The sequence below is a fragment of the Streptomyces sp. RK9 genome (assembly GCF_045070545.1).
Classification (GTDB): domain Bacteria; phylum Actinomycetota; class Actinomycetes; order Streptomycetales; family Streptomycetaceae; genus Streptomyces; species Streptomyces alboflavus.
Genome location: NZ_CP173704.1, coordinates 2543746 through 2568948 on the forward strand (window position 1 = coordinate 2543746; position 25203 = coordinate 2568948).

A 25203-nucleotide genomic window follows, 5' to 3' on the forward strand; every position below is an offset into this window, starting at 1 on the left:
GCCGGTTCGGGGCCGGAGGCGGCACGGCGAAGGCCGCCGCGCCCCGGGCGGGGACGCGGCGGCCTCCAGGCGGGGCCGGGGCCCCGGGCGTCAGTGCCCGGCACCCACCTTCGGCAGTTCGACCGCCACGCCCTTGTCGCCGGCGTCCGCGGTGTAGTCCTCCGGGGACGTCTCGTCGACGCCGTCGGGGGCGCCCGCGGCCCGCAGGACGAAGGTGAGGACGACGGTCACGACGACGTTCAGGACGAACGCGGTCAGGCCGATGTAGCCGATCTCACCGATGCCCGGGATCTCCTTGGACGAGCCGCCGAAGTGCTTCTGCGTCGGCGAGGCGACCCCGTACGCGGCGACCGTCCCGTAGATCATGCCGACCGCCCATCCCGCGAGCAGCGCCCACCGGTGGAACCAGCGCGTGAACAGGCCGCCGACCAGGGCGGGCATGGTCTGCAGGATCCAGATGCCGCCGAGGAGCTGGAAGTTGATGGCGACCGTCTTGTCCATGGTGAGGACGAAGGCGAGCGCGCCCACCTTCACCAGGAGCGAGACCAGCTTGGAGACCTTCGTCTCCTGGGCGGGTGTCGCGTCGGGCCTGATGAAGTCCTTGTAGATGTTGCGGGTGAAGAGATTCGCGGCCGCGATGGACATGATGGCGGCCGGGACGAGCGCGCCGATGCCGATGGCCGCGAAGGCGACGCCCGTGAACCAGTCCGGGAACATGTCCTCGAACAGCTGCGGGATCGCCAACTGCCCGTTCTCGACCTTCACTCCGGCCGCGATCGCCATGAACCCGAGCAGCGCGAGCAGGCCGAGCATCAGCGAGTACAGCGGCAGGATGGTGGTGTTGCGCCGGATCACGTCGCGGCTGCGCGAGGACAGCGTCGCCGTGATCGAGTGCGGGTACATGAAGAGGGCGAGCGCGGAGCCGAGGGCCAGGGTCGCGTAGGTCCAGGTGCCCGCGTCGCCCGGGACCAGGGAGCCGACGGGTTTGCCGGTGGCCTCGTTCGTCGCGGAGAACTTCTCATTGGCCGCGCTGAAGATGTCGTCGAAGCCGCCGAGCTTGATCGGGATGTAGATGATGGCCACCACGATCACGATGTAGATCAGGGTGTCCTTCACGAACGCGATCAGCGCGGGCGCCCGCAGCCCGGACGAGTAGGTGTACGCGGCGAGCACGCCGAAGGCGATGAGCAGCGGCAGGTCCTTGATGAACCAGTTCGTGTCCTCGCCGCCGCCGACGCCCATCACGTCCAGGACGGCCTGGATGCCGACCAGTTGGAGCGCGATGTAGGGCATCGTCGCGAGGATGCCGGTGACCGCCACGGCGAGCGAAAGACCCTTGGAGCCGAAGCGGCCCCGGACGAAGTCCGACGTCGTCACGTACCCGTGCTTGTGCGAGACGGACCACAGGCGCGGCAGGAAGGTGAAGATCAGCGGATAGACGAGGATCGTGTACGGCACGGCGAAGAAGCCGGCCGCGCCCGCCGCGTAGATCGCCGCCGGGACGGCGACGAAGGTGTACGCGGTGTAGAGGTCGCCGCCGAGCAGGAACCAGGTCACCCAGGTCCCGAACGACCGGCCGCCCAGGCCCCATTCGTCGAGGCTGTTCTCGTTCTCGGCCCGGCGCCAGCGGGACGCCAGGAAGCCCATGACGGTGACCGCGAGGAAGAAGAAGATGAAGACGGCGAGCGCGACGCCGTTCACGCCGTCGTTCACCGGGACGCACCTTCCTCGATGGCCTTGCGGGCGCGCTGGTCACGCTGCCACAGCTGGTAGGCGATCATCGTGAGCGCGGTCGAGATCAGCACCCACAGCATCTGGTACCAGTAGAAGAACGGGATCCCGATGAAGGTCGGGTCGGCCTTCGCGTACGAACTCACCCAGAGCATCGCCACGAAGGGCGCCACGAGGCAGAGGGCGATGACCACGCGGACCGGCGTGACCACCGGCTGTCTCACTTCAGGCGCAACTGGCACTTCAGGCGCATCTGACATACCGCGGCTCCGTTCCCTCACTTATCCCGTTCTTAACGTGCGGGAAATCTAAGTCAGAGATCTCGCGGTACGGAACCCCTGTCCGTATAACGGACGGGTACCGGAAGTGCCGTCGTGCCTGCTCAACGACGGACTCAGCAGCAGCGGAAGCCCGCGCGGGGGTCCGACTCCTGCCGGTCCGTCCGCATCCGCTCGAACGCGCGGCGGCTCGGCGCGACGGCGTCCGGATGATCTTTGCGGAGGTGCGCCACGTACCGCTCGTACGCGGACTCGTCGGTCAACTCCCTTACGTACCACCGCAGTCCGCGCAGCGCGCGCAGGAGGGGGCCGCTCATGGCGAGCCCGCCGTCTCGCGCTCCTGGGCCGCGGCGATTTCCGCCTTCTCCTCCTTCGTCGCGAAAAGACCGGCGGGCGCGACCGTCTTCGACTCCTCGAACGGCGCCTCGCTCAGCTTCGACGACAGCGGATCGCGGATGTGGCGCACGCAGATGCGCAGCGCGTCGGCGATCACGATCACGATGAGGAGCGCGAGCGCGGCCGAAAGGACGCCGTCCACCGTGGAGTTGGTGACGACGGTGTGCATGTCGTCCATCGACTTGGCGGGCGGCAGGACCTTGCCGTCGTCGATGGCGTCCTGGTAGATCGAGCGCTGCTTGAAGAAGCCGACGCGCGGGTCGCTGGAGAACACCTTCTGCCAGCTCGCCGTGAGCGTCACCGTGGCGTCCCAGACCAGCGGAACGCCCGTGATCCAGGCCCACTTGAGGCGCCCGGACTTCACGAGCAGGGTGGTGCAGACGGCGAGCGCGACGGCCGCGAGGAGCTGGTTGGCGATGCCGAAGATCGGGAAGAGCTGGTTGATGCCGCCGAGCGGCTCGTGCACGCCGACCCAGAGGAAGTAGCCCCACAGGCCCGTCACGGCGGCGCTGGTGAGGACGAGGCCCGGCTTCCAGCTGATGTTCTTGAAGGGCTTGTAGACGTTGCCCAGCATGTCCTGGAGCATGAAGCGGCCCACGCGCGTGCCCGCGTCGAGCGCGGTGAGGATGAACAGCGCCTCGAACATGATCGCGAAGTGATACCAGAAGGCCTTCAGCGAGCCGCCGGTGACCTTGGAGAAGATCTCCGAGACGCCGATCGCGAGGGTGGGCGCGCCGCCGGTGCGCGAGAGCAGCGAACTCTCCTCCACGTTCTTGGCGGCCTGCGCCAAGTCCTCGGGGGAGATGGTGTATCCGAAGCCCGCGACGGCCTTCGACGCCTCCTGCACGGTGTCGCCGACCACGCCCGCGGGCGCGTTCATCGCGAAGTAGAGGCCCGGGTCGATGATCGACGCGGCCACCAGGGCCATGATCGCCACCGCCGACTCCATCAGCATGGAGCCGTACCCGATCATCCGGACCTGCGTCTCCTTCTGGATCATCTTCGGCGTCGTGCCGGAGGAGATCAGGGAGTGGAAGCCGGAGAGCGCGCCGCACGCGATGGTGATGAACACGAACGGGAAGAGCGAGCCCGCGAAGACCGGTCCGTCGCCGCGCGAGGCGAAGTCGGTGACCGGGTCCATCTTCAGCGTCGGCAGCGCGATGAGGACGCCGAGCGCGAGCAGCACGATGGTGCCGATCTTCATGAACGTCGACAGGTAGTCGCGCGGCGCGAGCAGCATCCACACCGGCAGGATCGAGGCGATGAAGCCGTACGCCACCAGCCAGATCACCAGCGTCGACGGCGCGAGCGTGAACGCCTCCGCCCACGAGGACTCCGCCACCCAGCGGCCCGCGATCAGCGCGAACAGCAGCAGCGCGACCCCGATGAGGGAGACCTCGCTGACCCGCCCCGGCCGCAGGATCCGCAGGTAGAAGCCCATGAACAGGGCGATCGGGATCGTCATCGCGATGGAGAAGGTGCCCCACGGCGACTCGGCGAGCGCGTTCACGATCACCAGGGCGAGCACGCCGAGCAGGATGATCATGATGGCGAAGGCGGCGAGCAGCGCCGCGGCCCCGCCGAAGGGACCGATCTCGTCCCGCGCCATCTGGCCGAGCGAGCGGCCGTCGCGGCGGGTGGAGAAGAACAGGACCACCATGTCCTGCACGGCCCCCGCGAAGATCACTCCTGCGATGATCCAGATCGTGCCCGGCAAATAGCCCATCTGGGCGGCGAGCACGGGACCGACCAGCGGCCCGGCGCCCGCGATGGCCGCGAAGTGATGGCCGAGAAGCACCCGCCGGTCGGTCGGGTGGTAGTCGATCCCGTTGTCGAGCCGCTCGGCGGGCGTGGCCCGGCGCTTGTCGACCTTGAGCACCTTGTACGCGATGAACTTCGCGTAGAAGCGGTAGGCGATGGCGTACGAGCCGAGGGCGGCGGCCACCATCCAGGCGGCGGACACCTCCTCGTCCCGGGAGAGGGCGAGTACGGTCCAGCCGGAGGCGCCGACCAGCGCGACGACTGTCCAGAGGGCGATGCTCTTGGGGTTCGCTGTGCGCACGGGCCGTCCTCCCGTTCACGATCTGCGGTGACGGGAGGACGGTAGGGCAGGAACGTGATCCGCGCTACAGGGCGGACGGGATCAGTCCTGGGGGCGTTTGAGCCGGGCCACGAACTTGTACCGGTCGCCCCGGTACACCGACCGCACCCACTCCACCGGCTGGCCCGATCCGTCGAGCGAGTGCCGCGACAGCATCAGCATGGGCAGGCCGACGTCGGTGCCGAGCAGTCCGGCCTCGCGCGGGGTGGCCAGGGAGGTCTCGATGGTCTCCTCGGCCTCCGCGAGGTGCACGTCGTAGACCTCGGCGAGCGCCGTGTAGAGGGACGTGTACTTCACCAGGGAGCGTCTGAGCGCGGGGAAGCGCTTGGCCGAGAGGTGTGTGGTCTCGATGGCCATCGGCTCGCCGCTGGCCAGGCGCAGGCGCTCGATGCGCAGGACGCGGCCGCCGGTGGCGATGTCGAGGAGGCCTGCGAGGGTGTCGTCGGCGGTGATGTAGCCGATGTCGAGCAGCTGGGAGGTCGGCTCCAGGCCCTGGGCCCGCATGTCCTCGGTGTACGAGGTGAGTTGGAGCGCCTGCGAGACCTTCGGCTTGGCCACGAACGTGCCCTTGCCCTGGATCCGCTCCAGGCGGCCCTCGACGACCAGCTCCTGCAGGGCCTGGCGCACCGTCGTGCGGGAGGTGTCGAACTCGGCGGCGAGGGTGCGCTCGGGCGGGACCGGGGTGCCGGGGGGCAGGGTCTCGGTCATGTCGAGCAAGTGCCGCTTCAGGCGGTAGTACTTGGGCACCCTCGCCGGACGTACCGACTTGCCGGGGCCCGGGCCGTCCGCCGTGGTGGAGGCGGTGGGGTTTCCCGTCACGGACGCTTCCCCCGTCACGGACGCGCCCGCCCCGGCCTGGGTACTGCCCGCCTCTGTGCCCATGCTCCGCCTTCCCGGCTCCTGTGCTGCTGCTGTCACCGGCTCCTGCGCTGTCGCCACCGGGTCCTCCGTCTGTCGCGGCTCACATCGTGGCACGGTCCGGGGCGAGGGGCGCCCCCTGCTCGCGCGAAGGTCGCGCGGGGCCGCGGTCCCGGGGTGTTTCCGGGGGTGCGACACGGGCCCGTACCCACTCAGGTGTCGGTCCGATAACGGACGTGACTGCCCTTCTTATACACCCTTGACACCTATAAAGGTCTAGGCCAAGCTCCCCGTACTGGTCTACACCATTAAAGACCAGGTCCAGTCCCACGGGCAGTCTTTCGGTCCTCTTGGTCGCTGCGGGTGGGGGGTTGGCTGGCATCCAAAGGAGGATGACTGTGAAGCGCAAGCTCATAGCGGCTATCGGTGTCGCGGGCATGTTGGTCTCCGTCGCGGCCTGTGGCGGCGACGACAAGGACGACAAGAAGTCCGGGGCGGACGGCTTCAAGGGCGAGACGCTGACGCTCTGGGCCATGGACGGCTCGACGCCGGACCAGTGGCAGAAGGACGTCACGGCCGCCTTCGAGAAGAAGACCGGCGCGAAGCTGAAGTTCGAGGTCCAGCAGTGGAACGGCATTCAGCAGAAGCTGACGACCGCCCTCTCCGAGGAGAACCCGCCGGACGTCTTCGAGATCGGCAACACCCAGACCGCCGCGTACGCCAAGACCGGTGGCCTCGCCGAGCTCGATGACCTCAAGGAGTCCATCGGCGCCGACTGGACCGAGTCGATGAACAAGGCCTCGGTCATCGACGGCAAGCAGTACGCCGCCCCGTGGTTCGTCCTCAACCGCGTCGTGGTCTACAACAAGAAGGTCTGGGCCGACGCCGGCATCAAGACGACGCCGAAGACCCGCGCCGAGTTCCTCAAGAACCTCAAGCAGATCGGCGAGAAGACCGACGCCGAGCCGATCTACCTGCCCGGCCAGAACTGGTACCACTTCGTCGGCCTGACCATCGGTGAGGGCGCCGAGCTGGTCAAGAAGGACGGCGACAAGTACGTCTCCAACCTCGACGACCCCAAGGTCGCCGCGGCCATGAAGACGTACAAGCAGTTCGCGGACCTCTCCAAGGCGCCGAAGAACAAGGACGAGGCCACCCCGCAGCAGGCCGAGGTCTTCGCCAAGGGCAAGACCGGCGCCTTCATCGGCATGAGCTGGGAGGCCGCGACCGCGATCAAGGCCAACAAGAAGATCGAGAAGGACATCGGCTTCTTCACGATCCCCGGCGCCACCGCCGCCAAGCCCGAGGGCGTCTTCCTCGGCGGCTCCAACCTCGCCGTCGCCGCGACCAGCAAGAAGCAGGAGCTCGCCAAGGAGTTCCTCAAGATCGCGCTGTCCGACAAGTTCGAGGGTCAGTTCGCCAAGGAAGGCGGCACGATCCCGAACAAGAAGGCCCTGGAGTCCAACCTCAAGGGCAACGCGGCCGCCGAGGCCGCCGCTCCCGCCACCGCCGGCGGCGGCACCACCCCGCTGATCCCGGAGTGGGGCGCGGTCGAGAACCCGCCGAACCCGATCAAGAACTACATGACCGCGGTGCTCAACGGCGATTCGCCCGCCGACGCCGCCAAGAAGGTCGAGGGCGAGCTCAACAAGCGCCTGGCGCAGAAGCAGTAAGAACTCCGAGAACACTGACCCCGCCGGGGGCGGCGGGTGAACCGACCCCGCTGCCCCCGGCGTACCCATGGGTTCCGTGCGCTCCCCGCGCGACTCCGCGTTCTTCGCGCCCCCCGGTGGCGCCACCCCGCGTTCCCCGCGCTGACCACGGCGCCCCCGCGCCGGCCCCCAGCGTTTCGCGTTGCCCACGAAAGAGATGGCGAGCATGACCGTGCAGAAGACCGAACGGCCGCCCTCCGGCCCGACGGAGGTGCAGACACTGGACGGCGGGCCACGGCCAAAGGGCCCGCGCAGGTCCCCAGGACGTCTCGCCGGCCTCACGCCCTATCTGCTACTTGCCCCCGCGATCATCGCCACCCTGCTGCTGCTCGGCTGGCCGCTGGTCAACAACGGGATCCTGTCGTTCCAGAACCTCAACATGCGGCAGTTCATTCTGCACTTGACCGAGTGGAACGGAATCGACAACTACAAGGAGGTCCTCAGCAGCGAGGACTTCTGGCGGGTCACCGGCCGCTCGGTCGCCTTCACCGCCGTCAACGTCGTGCTGATCATGATCCTCGGCACGCTGGTCGGACTGCTCCTGGCCCGCCTCGGCCGGAAGATGCGCACGTTCCTCCTGGTCGGCCTCGTACTCGCGTGGGCGATGCCCGTCGTCGCGGCGAGCACGGTCTACCAGTGGCTGTTCGCGCAGCGCTTCGGCGTCGTCAACTGGGTGCTCGCCAAGGTCGGCTTCGACTCGATGGCCGACCACGACTGGCTGGCCACGCAGTACTCCACCTTCTTCGTGGTCCTGCTGCTCATCGTCTGGATGTCCATCCCCTTCGTGGCGATCAACCTGTACGCCGCCACGACCACCATTCCCAAGGAGCTGTACGAGGCCGCGTCGCTCGACGGCGCCGGGGCCTGGAAGCAGTTCACCCAGGTGACGCTGCCGTACCTGCGGCCCTTCCTCTACGCCACGACGTTCCTGGAGATCATCTGGGTCTTCAAGGCGTTCGTGCAGGTCTTCACGATCAACGAGGGCGGCCCCGACCGGCTCACCGAGATCCTTCCCGTCTACGCCTACATCGAGGGCATGGGCAACCAGCACTTCGGCATGGGCGCGGCGATCGCGCTGCTCACCATCGTCATCCTGCTGGCCATCACCTCGTTCTACCTGCGGATCGTGCTCAAGCAAGAGGAGGACGAGCTGTGAAGCGCTCGCTGATGGGCCGGCTGTGGCCCAACCTGGTCGCCGTCGTCATGTTCGTCTTCTGCGTCTTCCCCGTGTACTGGATGTTCGCGACGGCCTTCAAGCCGACCGGCGACATCATCGCGGAGGACCCGGTCTGGTTCCCGACCGACGCCACGCTCGAACACTTCAAGACCGCGATGGACGTCGACCACTTCTGGACCATGGTCGGCAACTCCCTCACCGTCACGATCCTCGCCGTCGTCTTCTCCCTCATCATCGGCGTGACCTCGGCGTTCGCCCTCGCCCGGATGCGCTTCAAGGGACGCCGCGGCTTCATCATCGGCTTCATGCTGGCGCAGATGGCGCCGTGGGAAGTCATGGTCATCGCGATCTACATCATCGTGCGCGACGCGGACATGCTGAACAGCCTGATCCCGCTGACCCTCTTCTACATGGTGATGATCCTGCCCTTCACCCTCCTCACGCTCCGCGGCTTCGTCGCCGCCGTGCCGAGGGAGCTGGAGGAGTCCGCCATGGTCGACGGCTGCACCCGGATGCAGGCCTTCCGCCGGGTGATCCTGCCGCTGCTCGCGCCGGGCCTGATGTCGACCTCGCTCTTCGGCTTCATCACCGCCTGGAACGAGTTCCCGCTGGTCCTCGTGCTCAACAAGGAAGCGGACGCCAAGACCCTGCCGGTGTGGCTCTCCAGCTTCCAGACCGCGTTCGGCGACGACTGGGGCGCCACCATGGCCGCGGCCTCGCTGTTCGCCATCCCGATCCTGATCCTCTTCGTCTTCCTCCAGCGCAGGGCCGTGGCCGGCCTGACCGACGGCGCCGTGAAGGGCTAACGCACCATGACCTCCTCCTACACCGCCTCCGCCGGCACCCAGGACTCCCTCACGCGCGACGCCCTGACCGTGCTCCAGCCCGGCTTCGGCGGCACCACCGCCCCCGACTGGCTGCTGCGCCGCATCGGCGAGGGCCTCGCCTCCGTCGGCCTGTTCGGCCGCAACATCCAGACGCCCGAGCAGGTCGCCGCGCTCACCGCCCAACTGCGGGCCGAGCGCGAGGACATCGTCGTCGCCATCGACGAGGAGAGCGGCGACGTCACCCGCCTGGAGGTGCGCACCGGCTCCTCCTTCCCCGGCAACCACGCGCTCGGCGCCGTGGACGACGTCGCGCTCACCCGGGGCGTCGCCGCGGAGCTCGGCCGCCGCCTCGCCGAGTGCGGGGTGACCTTCAACTGGGCGCCGTCCGCCGACGTCAACTCCGACCCCGGCAACCCGGTCATCGGCGTACGCTCCTTCGGCTCCGACCCGGACCTGGTGGCCCGGCACACCGGCGCCTACATCGAGGGCATGCAGTCCTCGGGCGTCGCCGCCTGCGCCAAGCACTTCCCCGGCCACGGGGACACCGCGGTCGACTCGCACCACGCCGTGCCGCACATCGACGTCGACGCGGACGTCCTGAACGCCCGCGAACTCGTCCCCTTCCGCGCGGCCATCGCCGCCGGTACGCGCGCGGTGATGAGTGCCCACATCAGCGTCCCCGCCCTCGACCCGGAGCTGCCGGGCACGCTGTCCCGGCGCATCCTCACCGACCTGCTCCGCGGCGAACTCGGCTTCGACGGCCTGATCGTCACCGACGGCATCGAGATGCGCGCCATCTCCGGGACCTACGGCATCGAGCGCGGCACCGTCCTCGCCGTCGCCGCGGGCTGCGACGCGATCTGCGTGGGCGGCGGGCTGCACGACGAGCTGACGGTGCTGCGGCTGCGGGACGCCCTGGTGGCCGCCGTGCGCGCGGGCGAACTCCCCGAGGAGCGGCTCGCCGACGCCGCCGCCCGGGTGCGCGCCCTCGCCGACTGGGCCTCGGCCTCGCGCGCGGCCGGCGCCGGGGGAGCGGCGGACCCGGAGATCGGCCTGCGCGCGGCCCGCCGCGCCCTGACGGTCACCCACACCGAGTCCTCCGCGGGCGCGCTCACCGAGGCGCCCTACGTCGCCGCCTTCACCCCGCTGGCCAACATCGCCGTCGGCGACGAGACCCCGTGGGGCGTCGCCGCCGAGCTGACCCGTCGTCTGCCCGGCACCGAGACCGGCTCCTTCAGCGGCGACGACGCGGGCGCGAAGGCTCTCGCGGCGGCGGGCTCCCGACGCGTGGTCGCCGTCGTCCGCGACGCCCACCGCCACCCGTGGATGGCCGCCGCCGTCGACCACCTCCTCACCGCCCGCCCCGACACCGTCGTCGTCGAGATGGGCGTCCCCCAGTCCAAGCCCACCGGCTCCCTGCACATCGCCACGTACGGCGCCGCCCGGGTCTGCGGCCAGGCCGCGGCGGAGGTGCTTGTCGGGGGGTGACCCCGGGGTCCGGACGGGGGCATCGGGCAGGGCCGGACTTGGCGCCGATGCCCCGCGCGGGCGCCCGCGCCGGTGCGGTTGCCTGCCGATGCAGGTCGGCGGCGCCGGGCGGCTCGGACCGGAGCAGTTCGCGTACGCAGGAGGGGGCGCCCCAGGCTCTGGGGCGCCCCCTCCTGCATACGCTTCGTACGTCGCTGTGCGGCTATGTGGCCGTGCCGCCGTGCCGCCGTGTCGCCTACAGCCCCTGCCACTCCGGCTTGTTGGCGTACGTGTGCCGGAAGTAGTCCGCCAGCTTCAGCTTGGACGCGGCCGCCTCGTCCACGATCACCGTCGCGTGCGGGTGCAGCTGGAGCGCGGAGGCGGGGACCACGGAGGCCACCGGACCCTCGACCGTCGCCGCCACGGCGTCGGCCTTGCCCTCACCCGTCGCGAGCAGCACCAGGTGCCGGGCCTCCAGGATCGTGCCGATGCCCTGCGTGATGACGTGGTGCGGGACCTGGTCGATGTCGCCGTCGAAGAACCGCGCGTTGTCCACCCGGGTCTGCTCGGTCAGCGTCTTGATCCGCGTCCGCGACGCCAACGACGAGCAGGGCTCGTTGAACCCGATGTGCCCGTCCGTGCCGATCCCCAGCAACTGCAGGTCGACACCGCCCGCCTCCGCCAGCGCCCGGTCGTACGCCTCACACGCGCCCTGCACGTCCGCGGCACTGCCGTCGGGCCCCATGAAGGCCGACTCGTCGAGCCCGAGCGGCGCCACGACCTCACGCAGCACCACCGAGCGATACGACTCCGGGTGCCCCGCCGGCAGCCCCACATACTCGTCGAGCTGGCAGATCCGGGCCCGCGACGCGTCCACCTCGCCCGCGCGGACCTTCGCCGCCAGCGCCTCGTAGATGGGCAGCGGGGTCGAGCCGGTGGCGACACCGAGCAGGGCGTCGGACTTGCGGCGCACGAGGGCGGCCATGGCCTCCGCGATGAGCTCGCCGCCTGCCTTGGCGTCCGGGACGATGACAACTTCCACGCTGGGCCTGCCGATCTGGTGTAGGGGAGGAGCGGGACTGGCGCTCGGAAGAGTGTGGTATAGACCAATCTAGCAGAGCCGCACCACCCAGGTGCAGGGGTCGGACGCCCCGGGCGCCCACGACACCAGCACTTTCCCGCCCGCACACGCGCACGCCCCCACACGTCCATGCTCCGACCCGACCCCGGCCTCCGCCTGCCGAGCAGCGGCCGCCGCGCTGGGGCCGCCGCGCGCCGACCTGACGGTGGCCCTCAGCTGCCCTGCTGTGTCCGCCGTGTTGCGCCTGCCGTGCTGCGCCTGCCGTGTGCCGTGTTGCGCCTGCCGTGCTGCGCCTGCCGTGCTGCGCCTGCCGGGTCGAGCCCGCTGAGTCGTGCCCGCCGGATCGAGCCTGCTGGGCCGCGTCCGACGTCTCCCTCGCGCGGCGGCCGGCCCAGGTCGCGGCGGCTGCCGCTGGACCCCGGCGCCTGCCCCTGGACCCCGGCGACCGCCCGCGTCACGGTGGCGCCACCCGGACCGCAGCGCCTGCCCCACGCCGCACCGGACCACAGCGCCTGCCCTACGCTGCACCGCACCGCAGCGCCTGCCCCACGCCGCAGCACCCCCGAGGCCGGGGCTCCGCACCACGCCCCCGACCCAACCCCGTCCCCCTCCCCGCCCGGAGGGCAAGCGCTCCCGGCCAGTAGCCAGCACAGTGGGAAGCATGACTGCGATGTCGTCCTCCCCTTACAGCGAGCAGCCCGGCCGCATCATGTCCCGTGAGATGGCCGAACAGCCCGAGGTCCTGCGGCGGCTCCTCGACACCGGTGCCCCGGCGATCCGCGAGACCGCCCGCCAGGTGGCCGCGCAACGCCCCCGCTTCGTCCTCCTCACCGCCCGCGGCACCTCCGACCACGCCGCCCTCTACGCCAAGTACCTCCTCGAAGTCCGCCTCGGCCTGCCCTGCGGCCTCACCTCCATGTCCACGACCACCGCCTACGGCGCCAAGCCCGACCTCCGGGACGTCCTGGTCGTCACCGTGAGCCAGTCCGGTGGCTCGCCCGACCTCGTCGCCTCCACCCAGGCCGCCCGCGAGGCCGGCGCCATCACCCTCGCGGTCACCAACAACCCCGACTCCCCGCTCGCCGCCGTCTCCGAGCACCACATCGACATCCTCGCGGGCCCGGAGAAGGCCCTCCCGGCCACGAAGACCTATACGGCGTCCCTGCTCGCCCTCTACCTCTTCATCGAGGGGCTGCGCGACGGCGACGGCGCCGCCGCGGGCCCGCTGCCCGACCTCGCCGCCGACCTCCTGGCCCGGCAGCCGGAGATCCGGACGCTCGCCGCCCGCTACCGCTTCGCCGAGCGCATGGTGATCACTTCTCGCGGCTACGGCTATCCCACGGCCAAGGAAGCCGCGCTGAAGCTGATGGAGACCAGCTACATCCCCGCCCTGGCCTACTCCGGCGCCGACCTGCTGCACGGCCCCCTCGCCATGGTCGACAACATCTCACCGGTCATCGCCGTCGTCCCGGACGGCAGGGGAGGGGAGGCGCTCCAACCTGTCCTCGACCGGCTCCGCGGGCGCGGCGCCGACCTCGTGGTCATCGGGCCCAAGACGCAGGTCGAACGGGCCTCCGCCGGATTCGCCCTGCCGACGGACGGGGTCCCCGAGGAGGTCCAGCCCATCCTGGAGATCATCCCCCTCCAACTCCTCGCCTATGAGGTGACGATCGCCCGCGGCCAGGACCCGGACGCGCCCAGGGCTCTCGCCAAGGTGACGGAGACGAGGTGACGGAGACGAGGTGAGGGGGGGGCGAAGTGACGGGGGCGAGGTGAGGGAGGTGAGGTGAGGGGGTGCCCGGCGGCCCCCCGGCCAGTCGTCCCCCCGGGGCTGTCGTCCCTCTGGGCCAGCCGTCCCGCTCCCGCCCCGCCGGGCCGAGGCACCTCAGGTCAGTGAACCCCCCGTCGCGTCCAGCCAGTGCCCCGTCACCCAGCGCCCGTCCTCCGAGGCGAGGAAGGCGACCGCGTCGGCTATGTCCTGCGGTGTCCCGACCTTGCCGAGGGCCGACATGGCCGCCGCACCCTCCCACGCCTGCTTGTTCTCCTCGCCGCGCAGCCAGGCGGCGTTGACGTCCGTGTCCACGATGCCCGGGGCCACCGAGTTGACCGTGATGCCGCGGGCGCCGAGCACCTTCGACAGGTTCTGCGTGAAGACGTCCAGGGCGCCCTTGGTCATGGCGTACGTCATGATCTGGGGCATCACGGCGGCGCGGGAGAGGCCCGATGAGATGTTGATGACGCGCCCGCCGTCCCGCAGTCGCTCCGCGCCGAGCTGGGTGATGAAGAACGGCGCTTTGACGTTCACCGCGAACAGCCGGTCGTGCTCGTCCTCGTCCGTTTCCGTGAACGAGTGCGACGTGCCGATCCCGGAGTTGTTCACCAGGATGTCCAGGCCGTCCGCGTGCGCGTCGAACGCCGCCCACAGCGCTGCCGCGTCGCCCGGCACGCCCAGCTCCGCGCCGATCGCGAAGGCGGAGCCGCCCGCCCCCTCGATCGCCGAGACCGTCTCCTTCGCGGCCGCCTCATTGCTGCCGTAATGCACGGCGACCCGCGCCCCGTCCTGGGCCAGCCTCTCGGCGATCCCCCGCCCGATACCCCGGCTTGCGCCCGTGACCAGGGCCGTCTTGCCCGCGAGCCGCTGCACCCGCGCCCCGTCTCCCGCGGCCCCCTCCGCCGCCTCTGCGGTCTGCCCGGTTGCCGTCGTCTCCGTCAGTGCACCCATGGTCAGGCGCCCCCCAACTTTCTCTAGCGGTCGCTACACAAAGAACCGTAGCGGATCGCCACCCGCTTTTCTAGCGCGCGCTATAAAATTCACCCATGGCGACGAAACAGCGAGGCAGGCCGCGTTCCTTCGACCGTGAGACGGCGCTGGAGCAGGCCCTGCGACAGTTCTGGGAGCACGGGTACGAGGCGACGTCCGTCGCCGACCTCACCCGCGAGATGGGCATCGGCGCCCCGAGCCTGTACGCGGCCTTCGGCGACAAGCGGACGCTCTTCGAGGAGGTCCTGGTGCGCTATGCGAGCTCGTACGGAGCCTTCGGCGGGCGCGTCCTCGCCGAGGAGCCGACGGCCCGCGGCGCGATGGAGCGCACCCTGCGCGAGGCCGTCGACGCCTTCACCGAGCCGGGCCTTCCCCACGGATGCCTCGTCATCCACGCCGCGACCAACTGCACCACGCCGGAGGTCGAGCAGACCCTGCGCGAGCAGCGCAACGCGAACGTCGCGACCTTCGCGGCCCGCATCCAGCAGGGCATCGACGCGGGTGAGATCGCGGCCGGTGTCGACGCAGGGGACCTCGCCCGCTATGTCGGCGCGGTGTTCCAGGGCCTGTCCCAGCAGTCCCGCGACGGCGCCACCAGGGAAGACCTCCAGGTTGTCGTCGACCTGGCGATGCGGGCCTGGCCGGAGGCCTGAGCGAGCCGACACCGGGGTCGACGCCGGGGCCGGTGGCGGTCGGGTGAGGCGTCGGCGCGGGCTCCCCGCCAGGCCCGGACCTGCCCCCGATTCTGGAGGAAGATCCGACAACAAACCCCGTCCCGCGCATAGACATGGGAGAATGGTCTAGTCCACAATGCGGGAGTAAAGCTCCGCTCTTCCCGCACAGAAGAGCGGCCGAGGAGCCGGTGCTCTCTGCCCTGACCGCGCCGGGCACTCCTCAATCGGTGGCCGGTACCGCACATTCTGGCCGCCGATGCACCTGAAGGGCCGCGGTGTTGGGGTCGGGTTGAGGGTCCCGCCCCGGCGCCGCTGCCCGACGGGGACCGGCGCCGGGAGCAGCACACCCCCGGACCTGCCCGGACCGCCAGGTACGCTCGCACACGTGCCCTCCATGAACGACCTCGTACGCCAGCACACGGCCCTCGGCGACTCCGACCTCGAGTGGCTCCATCTGCTGGTCTCGGAGTGGCAGCTGCTCTCCGACCTCTCCTTCGCCGACCTCGTGCTGTGGGTGCCCACGCGCGACGGCACGCGCTACGTCTCCGTCGCGCAGATGCGCCCCAACACCGGACCGACGTCCTACCAGGACGACATGGTCGGCCACCTCGTCCCGCGCGGCCGCCGTCCGCTGCTCGACGCGGCGCTCGACGAGGGCCGCATCGTGCGCGAGGGCGACCCGGAGTGGCGCGAGGAAGTGCCGGTGCGGGTCGAGTCCATCCCCGTACGCAGGGAGGGGCGCGTCCTCGGAGTCATCGCCCGCAACACCAACCTCCTTACGGTGCGCACCCCTTCGCGCCTGGAGCTCACCTACCTCCAGTCGGCGTCCGACCTGGCGCAGATGATCGCCGCGGGATCGTTTCCCTTCGAGGGGCAGCAGGTCGACATGGACGCCTCCCCGCGCGTGGGGGACGGCCTTGTGCGCCTGGACGCGGACGGCGTCGTCCAGTACGCCTCGCCGAACGCCCTCTCCGCGTACCACCGCCTGGGTCTCGCCGCCGACCTCGTGGGCCACCACCTCGGCAAGGCCACCGCCGAACTCGCCCCGTCCCGGGGCCCGGTGGACGAGGCCCTGACGAAGCTGGCCAGCGGCTGGGCGCCCCGCGAGTTCGAGATCGAGGGCGGCGACGGCGTGATCCAGCTGCGCGCCATCCCGCTCAAGCCGAAGGGGCCGCGCATCGGTTCGCTCGTCCTGCTGCGGGACGTCACCGAACTGCGCCGCCGCGAGCGCGAGTTGATCACCAAGGACGCCACCATCCGGGAGATCCACCACCGGGTGAAGAACAACCTCCAGACGGTCGCGGCCCTGCTGCGCCTGCAGGCGCGCCGCATCGACTCCGTCTCAGGCCGCGAGGCCCTGGAGGAGGCGGTGCGGCGTGTGGGCTCCATCGCCATCGTCCACGAGACGCTCTCGCAGAACCTGGACGAGCGCGTGGAGTTCGACGAGATCGCCGACCGCGTCCTCGCCATGGTCGCGGAGATCTCGCCGGGCACGGTCACGGGCCGGCGCACCGGCCGCTTCGGCATTCTCGACGCCGAGGTCGCGACGCCGCTGTCGATGGTCCTGACGGAGATCCTGCAGAACGCCCTGGAGCACGGTTTCGCCCAGGGGGACACCGGCACCGTCGAGGTCTCTGCGGTCCGCGGCGGCACCGCGAAGGACGCCCGGCTTCTGATCACCGTCCAGGACGACGGCGTCGGACTGCCCGACGACTTCGACCCACATCGCTCGGGCAACCTGGGCCTGCAAATCGTGCGCACCCTCGTCGAGGGCGAGCTGGGCGGCACGTTCGACATGGTCAAGGCGCCGGAGCGGGGGACCCGCGTCGTCCTGGATATTCCGGTACGCGGCGACAAGTAGCACTCGCACACGGCAGGGGCACTCGCGCACAGCGGGGGCACTCGCGCACAGCAGGGACATTCACACACAGCAGGAAGCCCCGGACCATGTCGGTCCGGGGCTTCCTGCTCACGTTGCGATGCGCATCGGGGGTACTGCGCGGCTGCGGCTCGGGGGCGGGGGTTGCGTACGCGCTGTCTACGGATCAATACCGTCAGGCACACGCGCCGCCAAGCTCAGGCTCGTATGGGGCGTGGGCGTCAGGCGCTGGCCTGGCGCGCCCGGTTGCGGGCGGCGCGGCGCTTCATCGCGCGGCGCTCGTCCTCGCTGAGGCCACCCCAGACGCCGGAGTCCTGGCCGGACTCGAGCGCCCACTGCAGGCACTGCTCCATGACGGGGCAGCGACGGCAGACGGCCTTGGCTTCCTCGATCTGCAGCAGCGCAGGACCGGTGTTGCCGATGGGGAAGAACAGCTCGGGGTCTTCCTCGCGGCAAACGGCGTTGTGACGCCAGTCCATGGCTGCTACCTCTCCTTGGTCTTACATGAAGATTGCTTGTGAATGTGAACGCTTTCACGAATCCCCCCGCACGGGAAGGGCCGACTACCAGTTGCCTGGTGTGGACCTTGTGGTGAGAGGAGGGGTTCTGGCGACCTGTAGAGGCCGATGTTGCGGGCCGTCCCGATCGCCATGTAGAGATTCGCAAACCTCGGCGGCGGATACAACCCCTTCCGGAAAGTTTTTTTTGATTCCTCGGTGTCGACTGAGTCACAGCCGTACTTCCATGGGGTGGAGCCTGGCCTAAACGTTCGAGTGAAAGGACTTTAGGCCCTTCCACTCACACAATCACACGCAGTGCACGGCGTACGCCTGTGAACGTCACGCTCGTCCGCAGCCCCAGGTGGTCACCGTCCATCTGGAGGGGGAGGGGCACCTTCGAATGCAAGGTGAAGTCCGTCAGGTCGTGCAGCGAGACGGCGTTCTTTCCGTGGGGCCCGCGGTCGGGTGTCGACCGGAGCAGCTGGGTGCCGTACCGGGCCACCGAGGCCGTCGAGAGGCGCTTGAGTCCCAGCACGTCCAGACCCGTCTCGAAGGACGCCTTCGGGGACGCGTACAGCGGACGATTGCCCAGGTAGGACCAGGGGGAGGTGTTGCAGACTATGGACATCACGAGGTCCGTCACCGGCTCCTCGCCGGCCCGCTCCAGGGTGATCGAACCGTGCCGGCGGTCGCCCTCGCCGAGGAACTGGCGTACCACCTGGCGCACGTAAAGAGCGTGCGTCGAGCGCTTGCCGCGCTCCCTGTGCTGTTCGACCCGGCCGACCACTCCGGCGTCGAATCCCAGCCCCGCCGCGAACGTGAACCAGCGCGACGGCACCGCTTCGTCATCCGTCCCGGGGGTCCCGGAGACCCGGCCGAGGCTCACTGTGCGTTCACTTCCTTCACGCAGCGCGTCCAGGAGGGCACCGGTCGCCTCCACGGCGTCGTTCGGCAGGCCCAGGGCGCGCGCGAAGACATTCGTCGAACCCCCGGGGACGACGGCGAGGCGGGGCAGGTTCTCCGGAGAGGGGCCGTTGTGCAGCAGACCGTTGACGACCTCGTTGACCGTGCCGTCGCCGCCGAGGGCCACGACCAGCTCGATGTCCTTGCTCTCCGCGGCCTGCCGGCCGAGGTCCCGGGCGTGACCGCGGTACTCCGTAGTGACCGCTTCCAGCTTCATCTCGCTCGCGAGCGCGTGGATCAGTACGTCACGTGTGCGCGCACTGGTGGTAGTAGCCGCCGGGTTGACCACGAGAAGTGCACGCATGCGCAGCAGACTACCTAGGGGTCTTTACCTGGCCCAGACCGAGGTCTGGCCCGAACCGCACCGACGTGCCGCTCCCCGGACGCCCGGGGCTACCCTCGATGCGTGAGCACTGAGCCGAAGACCACCCCCGAAGCCCCCGCGTCGGGCTCCCGCCCCGGGCGCCTCACGGCCGCCGCGGCACTCGCCGCGCTGGAGGGCCTGGCCCTCGTCGTCGGCGGTGCCTACATGCTCGTCATGGGGCTCGCGGGCGACCCCGACAACCCGCGCCAGGCGACGACGGGCGGCGTCACGCTGATCGTCCTCGCCCTCCTTCCGCTGCTCGCCGCGCGCGGTCTGCTGCGGCTGCGCAGCTGGGCGCGCGGGCCCGCGATCATCACGCAGATCATGGCGTTGCCGGTGGCCTGGCAGCTGCTCCAGGCTGACAGCGCGATGATTCCCGCCGGTATCGCGCTGGCGGCGGTCGCGGTCGCGACGTTGGTGCTGCTCATCCATCCCGCCACTACCGAGGCCCTCGGCATCGGCGGAGCGGGGAACGTACAGGAAGGCGGCAAGTAGCCGCACGGACCGGCACGCGGTCGCAGGGTCGCAGGAACGCCACTGGGGGCGGCAAGGATGACCTTGCCGCCCCCAGTGGCGTTCCTGCGGGGCCGTGCGGCCCGCTCACACCTCGGTCACTCCTGCGTCACTCCTCGACGAGGAGCTTCTCGCGCAGCTGCGCGAGGGTGCGTGCGAGCAGCCGGGAGACGTGCATCTGGGAGATGCCGACCTCCTGGGCGATCTGCGACTGCGTCATGTTCCCGAAGAACCGCAGCAGCAGGATGCGCTTCTCGCGCGGCGGCAGGTCCTCCAGGAGCGGCTTGAGGGATTCGCGGTACTCGACGCCCTCCAGGGCCTCGTCCTCGGCTCCGAGGGTGTCCGCCACGGCCGGTGACTCGTCGTCCGTGTCCGGGACGTCCAGGGACAGCGTGGAGTACGCGTTCGCCGACTCCAGGCCCTCCAGGACCTCCTCCTCGGAGATCGCCAGCTTCTCGGCCAGCTCGTGCACGGTCGGGGAGCGGCCGTGCAGCTGCGACAGCTCTGCCGTGGCCGTCGTCAGCGCGAGACGCAGCTCCTGCAGCCGCCGCGGCACCCGCACCGCCCAGCCCTTGTCACGGAAGTGGCGCTTGATCTCGCCGACGACCGTCGGGGTGGCGTACGTGGAGAACTCGACGCCGCGGTCCGGGTCGAACCGGTCCACCGACTTGATGAGGCCGATCGTGGCGACCTGGGTCAGGTCGTCCAGGGGCTCGCCGCGGTTGCGGAAGCGGCGGGCCAGGTGCTCCACGAGCGGCAGGTGCATGCGGACCAGCTGATTGCGCAGCTCCGCGTACTCCGCGCTGCCGTTCTCCAGGGCGCGCAGCTCCACGAACTTCGCCCGCGCGCCGCTGCGGTCCTGTGGATCGTGCCGGCTGTGCTGCTCGTGCTCGCTCATCGTCCCGCCCGTCACCCGCCGCCGCCCTTCTGGGGACTCGCCCCCAGTGCTGGACGCCCGGGGGGACCCCCTGCGTGCGGCGCCTGCTTGGTCCTGTCGCCCGCCCGGGCCGGACAGCCCGTCGGTTCCGTCCCCGGCGGTCGGCTCTGCCTGCTCTCGCGCGGCGGCCGTCCCGGCCACCGCCCGCTGACCCTGCTGCTCCGGGTCCTGTGGGTGCGGCCTGGCCTGCTGCTCGGGGATGCCGCCGGGGGCAGGCCCCGGCTCCACCGGACCGCGCCCGGAGGCCGGACGCGTGCCGCCCCTGCCGCGGGCGGGCAGACCGTGTGTGCCACGTGTGCCGCGCTCTTCGTCCCGCACCGGCCCGTCCCCGTTCCTCACGCCGGCCCGGGTCCCGCGCCGCGCTGTTTGTAGAGGCTGATCGAAACGGTTTTGTCGTCGGCGACCGAGGAGTTGACCTTGCCCGCGAGGGCCGAGAGGACCGTCCATGCGAAGGTGTCGCGCTCCGGGGCACGGCCGTCCGTGGTGGGTGCCGAGACGGTCACCTCCAGGGAGTCGTCGACGAGCCGGAAGACGCAGCTGAGCACGGAACCGGGCACGGCCTGCTGGAGCAGGATCGCGCACGCCTCGTCGACCGCGATGCGGAGGTCCTCGATCTCGTCCAGGGTGAAGTCCAAGCGTGCCGCGAGGCCGGCCGTGGCCGTACGCAGCACCGACAGGTAGGCACCCGCAGCCGGAAGGCGGACCTCCACGAAGTCCTGATTCCCGGGCTCGCCTGCGATCTGGGACACCCTCACCTCCAAGGTGGTACAAGCACTTTCGGGGCTCCGGCCGTCGCGCCGCGGCGGTCCGGACTGCGTCACACGGGTGACGCACCACGTTTTTCAGCGGTGACGCTACCGCGCTGCTCAGTTCCGTGTCCCGGGGCCCCACCCCGTTGCTGTCACTCATAGTAAGCCTACGGGTACGGACAGTGGCTAGGGGTTTCGCGGACCCAATTGGAAAGAACGAGCGTCGGGTTGACGTACCCAGGCCTCAGACGATCGAACCGTCGACAAAGCACCAACGCCAGTTCTCGCCCGGCTCGAAGGTCCGCATCACCGGATGACCGGTCTCCTTGAAGTGCGCCGTCGCGTGCTGGAAGGGCGACGAGTCGCAGCAGCCCACGTGCCCGCAGACCAGACACAGCCGCAGCTGCACGGGGTGGCTGCCGGCCGCGAGGCATTCCGGACACGTTTCGCTCAGCGGCGTCGGTTCGGGGTGGGGCAGCGCGCTGACGTGCGAGCACTCGTTCATGATGGCCAGGTTACGACGGGAGACCGGACGGCGAAGGGCCTTGCCGATGGACGTACTGCCCCTGGTGGCGCTGATCGCCGCGAGCGCCGCCGTCGCGGGCGCCGCGCGCCGCACGCCGGTCCCCGCACCGCTGCTCCTTGTGGGCGTTGGCCTGATCGCGGCGTACGTCCCCGGAGTGCCGGAGTACCACCTCGACCCGCACGTGGTGCTGCCGCTGATCCTGCCGCCGCTGCTGCACACGGCCGCCCTGGAGAGCTCGTATCTGGACCTGCGGGCCAATGTGCGGCCCGTCGCGCTCCTCTCCGTTGGTTACGTTCTGTTCGCGACGCTGGTCGTCGGCTGGCTCGCCTATCTGCTGATCCCCGATCTCCCGCTGACCGCCGCGCTCGTCCTGGGGGCGGTGATCGCACCCCCGGACGCCGTGGCGGCCACCGCCATCGCGCGCCGTGTGGGACTGCCCTCGCGCATCACGACGATCCTCCAGGGTGAGTCCCTGGTGAACGACGCCACCGCGATCACCGCCTACAAGGTGGCGCTCGCGGCGGCCGTCGGCGAGGGCGCGAGCTGGGGCGGCGGCATCCGGGAGTTCCTGGTGGCCGCGGTCGGCGGGATCGGCGTGGGGCTGATCCTGATGGTGCCGATCCACTGGCTGCGCACCCATCTGAAGGAATCGCTGCTGCAGAACACGCTGTCGCTGCTCATCCCCTTCGTCGCGTACGCCGCCGCGGAGCAGTTCCACGCCTCCGGAGTGCTCGCCGTGGTCGTGGTGGCCCTCTACTTGGGGCACCGTTCCTGGCAGGTCGACTTCGAGACGCGACTCCAGGAGGCCGCGGTCTGGAAGGTCGTGGGCTTCCTCCTGGAGTCGGCGGTCTTCGCGCTCATCGGGCTGCAGCTGCCCGTGGTGCTCGGGGAGCTCGGCGAGTACAGCGTCGGGCAGGCAGTCTGGTACGCCGTCGCGGTGTTCGCGTGCGTCGTGGTGGTGCGCTTCGTGTGGTCGTATCCGGCGACGTATCTGCCGCGCGCGCTGTCGGCGCGGATCCGTGAGCGCGAGGGCGACATGGACTGGCGGCGCCCGCTGATCGTCAGCTGGGCCGGGATGCGGGGAGTGGTGTCGCTGGCGATCGCCTTCTCCATCCCGTTGATGACGGACGACGACGAGCCCTTCCCCGGCCGCAACCTCGTGCTCTTCCTGACCTTCACGACGGTCATCGGGACGCTGGTGGTCCAGGGGCTCTCGCTGCCCTGGCTGATCCGGGTCCTGAAGGTGCCCGGGCGGGACGCGCAGGCGCAGACGCTGGCCGAGGCGCAGGCACAGAACGCCGCCTCACAGGCCGCGGAGGCCCGGCTGCGGGAGCTGATGGAGGACGAGCGCAACCGGCTGCCAGGGCCCCTTGAGGACCGTCTGCGCACCGTTCTCGAGCGGCGCCGCAACTCGGTCTGGGAGCGGCTCGGCCAGTCCAACCCCGTCACGGGGGAGTCCGCGGACGACACCTACCGCAGGCTCGCGCGCGAGGCGATCGCCGCGGAGCGCGAGGTGTTCGTACGGATGCGGGACGAGCGGCGCATCGACGACGAGCTGCTGCGGACCCTGCTGCGGAAGCTGGACCTGGAGGAGGCGGCGGCCCACCGGGAGATCGAGGAGTGAGCGGCGGGCCCCACGGGAGGCCGGGGCGGGCCGAGCGGACCCAGGGGGTTCAGCCGGGCGGCGTGCCCGTGATGACCGCCGTGACCGTCGTCCCCGGGGCGAAAGCGCCCTCTTCGGAGAGTGCGGTCAGCGCGTACAGGAGCTTGGCCACGTACACGCGCTCCACAGGGAGGCCGTGGCGCTGCTCGAAGTCGTCGGCGAAGGCGGTGAGTTCGTCGGTGGTACGGGCGTAGCCGCCGCAGTGGAAGCGGTCGTCGAGGGTCCAGTTGGTGCCGGGGGCGCCGAAGGCGGAGCGCTGCAGGGCCGCTGTCTCGGGGCCCAGGAAGCCGCCCTTGAGGACGGGTATGCCGAGCGCGCGCTGGCCGGGGGCGAGGCCTGCGGCGAGGCCCGCGAGGGTGCCGCCGGTGCCGCAGGCGACGGCCGCGACGTCGGTGCGGCCGCGCAGCTCCGCGCCGAGGGCCGTGCAGCCCTGGACGGCGAGGGCGTTGCTGCCGCCCTCGGGGATCACGTACGCGTCCTCGGTGGCCGTCCGCCGCCGGAGCGCGGCCAGGACCACGGGATCCGCCTTCTGCCGGTACGTCGACCTGTCGACGAAGTGCAGCCGCATGCCGTCGGCCGCGCACTGGGCGAGGGACGCGTTCAAGGGGCGGTCGGCCAGTTCGTCGCCGCGCACTACGCCGACGGTGGCGAAACCCAGCAGGCGGCCCGCGGCGGCGGTGGCCCGCAGGTGGTTGGAGTAGGCGCCGCCGAAGGTGAGCAGCGTCCCGAGGCCCGCCGCGCGCGCCCGCTCCAGGTTGAGGACGAGCTTGCGGTACTTGTTGCCGGGCAGGTCCGGGTGTATTCGGTCGTCGCGCTTGAGGAGCAGGCGGACGTCGCGGGCCTCGAAACGCGGGTCCGTGACCGGCTGGAGCGGGGTGGGGAGCCGGGGCCGCAGGGCGGGGGCGGGCGGGGTGGGGGGCACCCCGCCATTCTCCCTCGTGGTGGGCGGGCCGGGTCCGGTGGAGCGTGGCGGAGCGAAGGTGGGGGGTTGGGGGAGCAGAGGCGCGGATGGGGAGGCGTGCCTGGCCGGGGCCTAGCGGACTGCTTCGACTACTTCAGTCGCTCTCCGATCCGCTCCCGCATCGCGTCCATCGTGAACCCCTTGGGGTCGATCTTGCCGGGCTGCCACTCCAGGTGACCGATGACGGAGCGCTCGGTCCAGCCGTGGTGACGGCAGACGGCGGCCGAGACCTTCTCGATGGCGTCCAGCTGCTCGTCGGTCCAGGGGTCCTCGCCGTCGCCGAGGTTCTCGCACTCGAAGCCGTAGAAGTGGCGGTTGCCGTCGGTGTTGGCCTCGTTGTCCGGGGGGAGGCGCTTCTCCGCGATGACGGCGCGCAGGACGTCGTCGTCGCCGAGTCCTGCGTGGTTGGAGCGGCCGTAGCCGACGAGATGGACACGGCCGTCCTTGGTGATGACGCCGTGGCAGAGCGGGCCGGGCAGGGTGGAGTGGCCGTCGCGGCAGATGCGCACGGTCTGCTCGGTGCCGGACGTGACCGTGTGATGGATCATCACGCCGTGCACCGGGCCCCAGGGGCCCACGTGATTGCGGTTGTGCTCGCGCCAGTTGCCGACTTCGACGACCGTGACGCCTTCGTCCTTCAGCAGGTCCAGGAATCTGTTCGCGGACATGGGTGGGGCCATGACCGCCTCCTTTGCGGGCGCGACGGTCGCCGGTCGCGAACCGCCTCGTACGCAGCTTGTACCGGAACCGCCGGTGCCCGAACCATCTGTTCGGGCACCGTGCGAGTCGATCCGGTCAGCCGGATGGCTGGTCGGCTCCGGTCGGTCAGGCGCGCAGGAAGCCGTCGCCGTGCGTCGCGATGTGTGTCTCCAGGGCGGAGAGTGCCTGCTGGGTGGCGTCCGGAGTGCCGCTGCCGCGCCGCTCCGCGTAGTACGCCGCGCCGAGCTGCTTGAGCAGGTCGTTGCCCGCCCGCTGTGCCTGCACGTCGTCCAGCTTCTGCTTGCCCTGGGTGAGACCTTGCTGCACCTGTTCTCTGGCGCGGTCCAGGAAGCCTGCCATGTGCCTTCTCCCGATGGTTCGGTGCT

Annotated in this window: 24 protein-coding genes; 9 read left to right on the forward strand and 15 right to left on the reverse strand. The window is 70.4% G+C overall.

All coding sequences use genetic code 11. The features are described 5' to 3' along the window. Positions 1–90: 90 nt before the first annotated feature. The 5 genes from mctP to AB6L24_RS31590 all read right to left on the reverse strand — a co-directional run bounded on the left by mctP (position 91) and on the right by AB6L24_RS31590 (position 5388). A complete protein-coding gene (mctP, locus tag AB6L24_RS31570) occupies positions 91–1713 on the reverse strand; it encodes a monocarboxylate uptake permease MctP (protein WP_405660946.1) in 1623 nt (540 codons plus the stop codon). Beyond that, positions 1710–1991 carry a DUF3311 domain-containing protein gene (locus AB6L24_RS31575; protein ID WP_405660948.1) on the reverse strand — a complete coding sequence of 94 codons (282 nt, stop codon included), beginning with the start codon at positions 1989–1991 and terminating at the stop codon, positions 1710–1712. Before AB6L24_RS31575 ends, mctP begins: the two co-directional genes overlap by 4 nt. Positions 1992–2125: 134 nt before the next feature. Then, positions 2126–2326: a YbdD/YjiX family protein gene (locus tag AB6L24_RS31580; protein WP_405660950.1), complete on the reverse strand. Its 201-nt coding sequence runs from the start codon at positions 2324–2326 to the stop codon at positions 2126–2128. Then, on the reverse strand, positions 2323–4467 hold the full coding sequence (locus AB6L24_RS31585; RefSeq protein WP_405660953.1) for a carbon starvation CstA family protein: 2145 nt from the start codon (positions 4465–4467) through the stop codon (positions 2323–2325). Before AB6L24_RS31585 ends, AB6L24_RS31580 begins: the two co-directional genes overlap by 4 nt. Before the next feature lie 81 nt (positions 4468–4548). Next, a complete protein-coding gene (locus AB6L24_RS31590; RefSeq protein ID WP_405660955.1) occupies positions 4549–5388 on the reverse strand; it encodes a GntR family transcriptional regulator in 840 nt (279 codons plus the stop codon). 374 nt (positions 5389–5762) lie between these two features. Here AB6L24_RS31590 and AB6L24_RS31595 point away from each other — a divergent pair, with 374 nt between their 5' ends. The 4 genes from AB6L24_RS31595 (at position 5763) to AB6L24_RS31610 (ending at position 10568) form a co-directional block, all read left to right on the forward strand. Beyond that, a complete protein-coding gene (locus AB6L24_RS31595) occupies positions 5763–7037 on the forward strand; it encodes an extracellular solute-binding protein (protein WP_380848076.1) in 1275 nt (424 codons plus the stop codon). Between the two features lie 205 nt (positions 7038–7242). After that, positions 7243–8232 (forward strand): carbohydrate ABC transporter permease, encoded by a 990-nt coding sequence (locus AB6L24_RS31600; RefSeq protein WP_380848073.1) that lies wholly within the window; start codon positions 7243–7245, stop codon positions 8230–8232. Then, entirely contained in the window at positions 8229–9059 is an 831-nt protein-coding gene (locus tag AB6L24_RS31605) for a carbohydrate ABC transporter permease (protein WP_405660958.1), read from the forward strand. The genes AB6L24_RS31600 and AB6L24_RS31605 overlap by 4 nt, the downstream gene beginning before the upstream one ends. A gap of 6 nt (positions 9060–9065) precedes the next feature. Then, a complete protein-coding gene (locus AB6L24_RS31610) occupies positions 9066–10568 on the forward strand; it encodes a glycoside hydrolase family 3 protein (protein ID WP_405660961.1) in 1503 nt (500 codons plus the stop codon). Between the two features lie 235 nt (positions 10569–10803). Here the strand turns inward: AB6L24_RS31610 and nagB are convergent, their stop codons facing one another. Then, positions 10804–11589: a glucosamine-6-phosphate deaminase gene (gene nagB, locus AB6L24_RS31615; RefSeq protein WP_030359869.1), complete on the reverse strand. Its 786-nt coding sequence runs from the start codon at positions 11587–11589 to the stop codon at positions 10804–10806. A gap of 700 nt (positions 11590–12289) precedes the next feature. Between nagB and AB6L24_RS31620 the strand changes: the two genes are divergently transcribed. After that, positions 12290–13360, forward strand: a complete 1071-nt coding sequence (locus AB6L24_RS31620) for an SIS domain-containing protein (RefSeq protein WP_405660964.1) — start codon at positions 12290–12292, stop codon at positions 13358–13360. A 153-nt stretch (positions 13361–13513) separates the two neighbouring features. Here the strand turns inward: AB6L24_RS31620 and AB6L24_RS31625 are convergent, their stop codons facing one another. Then, on the reverse strand, positions 13514–14350 hold the full coding sequence (locus AB6L24_RS31625; RefSeq protein ID WP_405660967.1) for an SDR family oxidoreductase: 837 nt from the start codon (positions 14348–14350) through the stop codon (positions 13514–13516). 95 nt (positions 14351–14445) lie between these two features. Between AB6L24_RS31625 and AB6L24_RS31630 the strand changes: the two genes are divergently transcribed. Then, positions 14446–15042, forward strand: a complete 597-nt coding sequence (locus AB6L24_RS31630; protein WP_405660969.1) for a TetR/AcrR family transcriptional regulator — start codon at positions 14446–14448, stop codon at positions 15040–15042. A gap of 415 nt (positions 15043–15457) precedes the next feature. Continuing rightward, positions 15458–16924 carry a sensor histidine kinase gene (locus tag AB6L24_RS31635; protein WP_380848254.1) on the forward strand — a complete coding sequence of 489 codons (1467 nt, stop codon included), beginning with the start codon at positions 15458–15460 and terminating at the stop codon, positions 16922–16924. A gap of 239 nt (positions 16925–17163) precedes the next feature. Here the strand turns inward: AB6L24_RS31635 and AB6L24_RS31640 are convergent, their stop codons facing one another. Next, positions 17164–17421: a WhiB family transcriptional regulator gene (locus AB6L24_RS31640; RefSeq protein ID WP_016639615.1), complete on the reverse strand. Its 258-nt coding sequence runs from the start codon at positions 17419–17421 to the stop codon at positions 17164–17166. 319 nt (positions 17422–17740) lie between these two features. Further along, complete coding sequence (locus AB6L24_RS31645) at positions 17741–18709, reverse strand: diacylglycerol/lipid kinase family protein (protein ID WP_405660972.1); 969 nt, start codon at positions 18707–18709, stop codon at positions 17741–17743. A gap of 102 nt (positions 18710–18811) precedes the next feature. Between AB6L24_RS31645 and AB6L24_RS31650 the strand changes: the two genes are divergently transcribed. Beyond that, complete coding sequence (locus AB6L24_RS31650; RefSeq protein WP_405660975.1) at positions 18812–19264, forward strand: hypothetical protein; 453 nt, start codon at positions 18812–18814, stop codon at positions 19262–19264. A gap of 127 nt (positions 19265–19391) precedes the next feature. Here AB6L24_RS31650 and AB6L24_RS31655 read toward each other — a convergent pair whose 3' ends face one another. From AB6L24_RS31655 to AB6L24_RS31665, 3 genes are all read right to left on the reverse strand, one after another. Further along, positions 19392–20558 (reverse strand): SigB/SigF/SigG family RNA polymerase sigma factor, encoded by a 1167-nt coding sequence (locus AB6L24_RS31655; protein WP_405660977.1) that lies wholly within the window; start codon positions 20556–20558, stop codon positions 19392–19394. After that, positions 20555–20968 carry an anti-sigma regulatory factor gene (locus tag AB6L24_RS31660; RefSeq protein WP_030359877.1) on the reverse strand — a complete coding sequence of 138 codons (414 nt, stop codon included), beginning with the start codon at positions 20966–20968 and terminating at the stop codon, positions 20555–20557. The genes AB6L24_RS31655 and AB6L24_RS31660 overlap by 4 nt, the downstream gene beginning before the upstream one ends. Positions 20969–21212: 244 nt before the next feature. After that, a complete protein-coding gene (locus AB6L24_RS31665; RefSeq protein WP_405660980.1) occupies positions 21213–21473 on the reverse strand; it encodes a UBP-type zinc finger domain-containing protein in 261 nt (86 codons plus the stop codon). Between the two features lie 46 nt (positions 21474–21519). On the opposite strand from AB6L24_RS31665, the gene AB6L24_RS31670 reads away from it, so the two are divergent. Continuing rightward, complete coding sequence (locus tag AB6L24_RS31670) at positions 21520–23118, forward strand: Na+/H+ antiporter (RefSeq protein ID WP_405660982.1); 1599 nt, start codon at positions 21520–21522, stop codon at positions 23116–23118. Positions 23119–23167: 49 nt separating this feature from the next. On the opposite strand, the gene AB6L24_RS31675 is transcribed toward AB6L24_RS31670, so the two are convergent. The 3 genes from AB6L24_RS31675 to AB6L24_RS31685 all read right to left on the reverse strand — a co-directional run bounded on the left by AB6L24_RS31675 (position 23168) and on the right by AB6L24_RS31685 (position 25177). Further along, the gene (locus AB6L24_RS31675) at positions 23168–24079 is read right to left on the reverse strand and encodes a 1-aminocyclopropane-1-carboxylate deaminase/D-cysteine desulfhydrase (RefSeq protein ID WP_405660984.1); all 912 of its coding nucleotides are present in this window, start codon (positions 24077–24079) and stop codon (positions 23168–23170) included. A 128-nt stretch (positions 24080–24207) separates the two neighbouring features. Further along, on the reverse strand, positions 24208–24798 hold the full coding sequence (locus tag AB6L24_RS31680) for an N-acetylmuramoyl-L-alanine amidase (protein WP_405660986.1): 591 nt from the start codon (positions 24796–24798) through the stop codon (positions 24208–24210). A gap of 145 nt (positions 24799–24943) precedes the next feature. Beyond that, positions 24944–25177, reverse strand: coding sequence for a hypothetical protein (locus AB6L24_RS31685; protein ID WP_385721078.1), 234 nt, complete (start codon positions 25175–25177; stop codon positions 24944–24946). Positions 25178–25203: the final 26 nt, after the last annotated feature.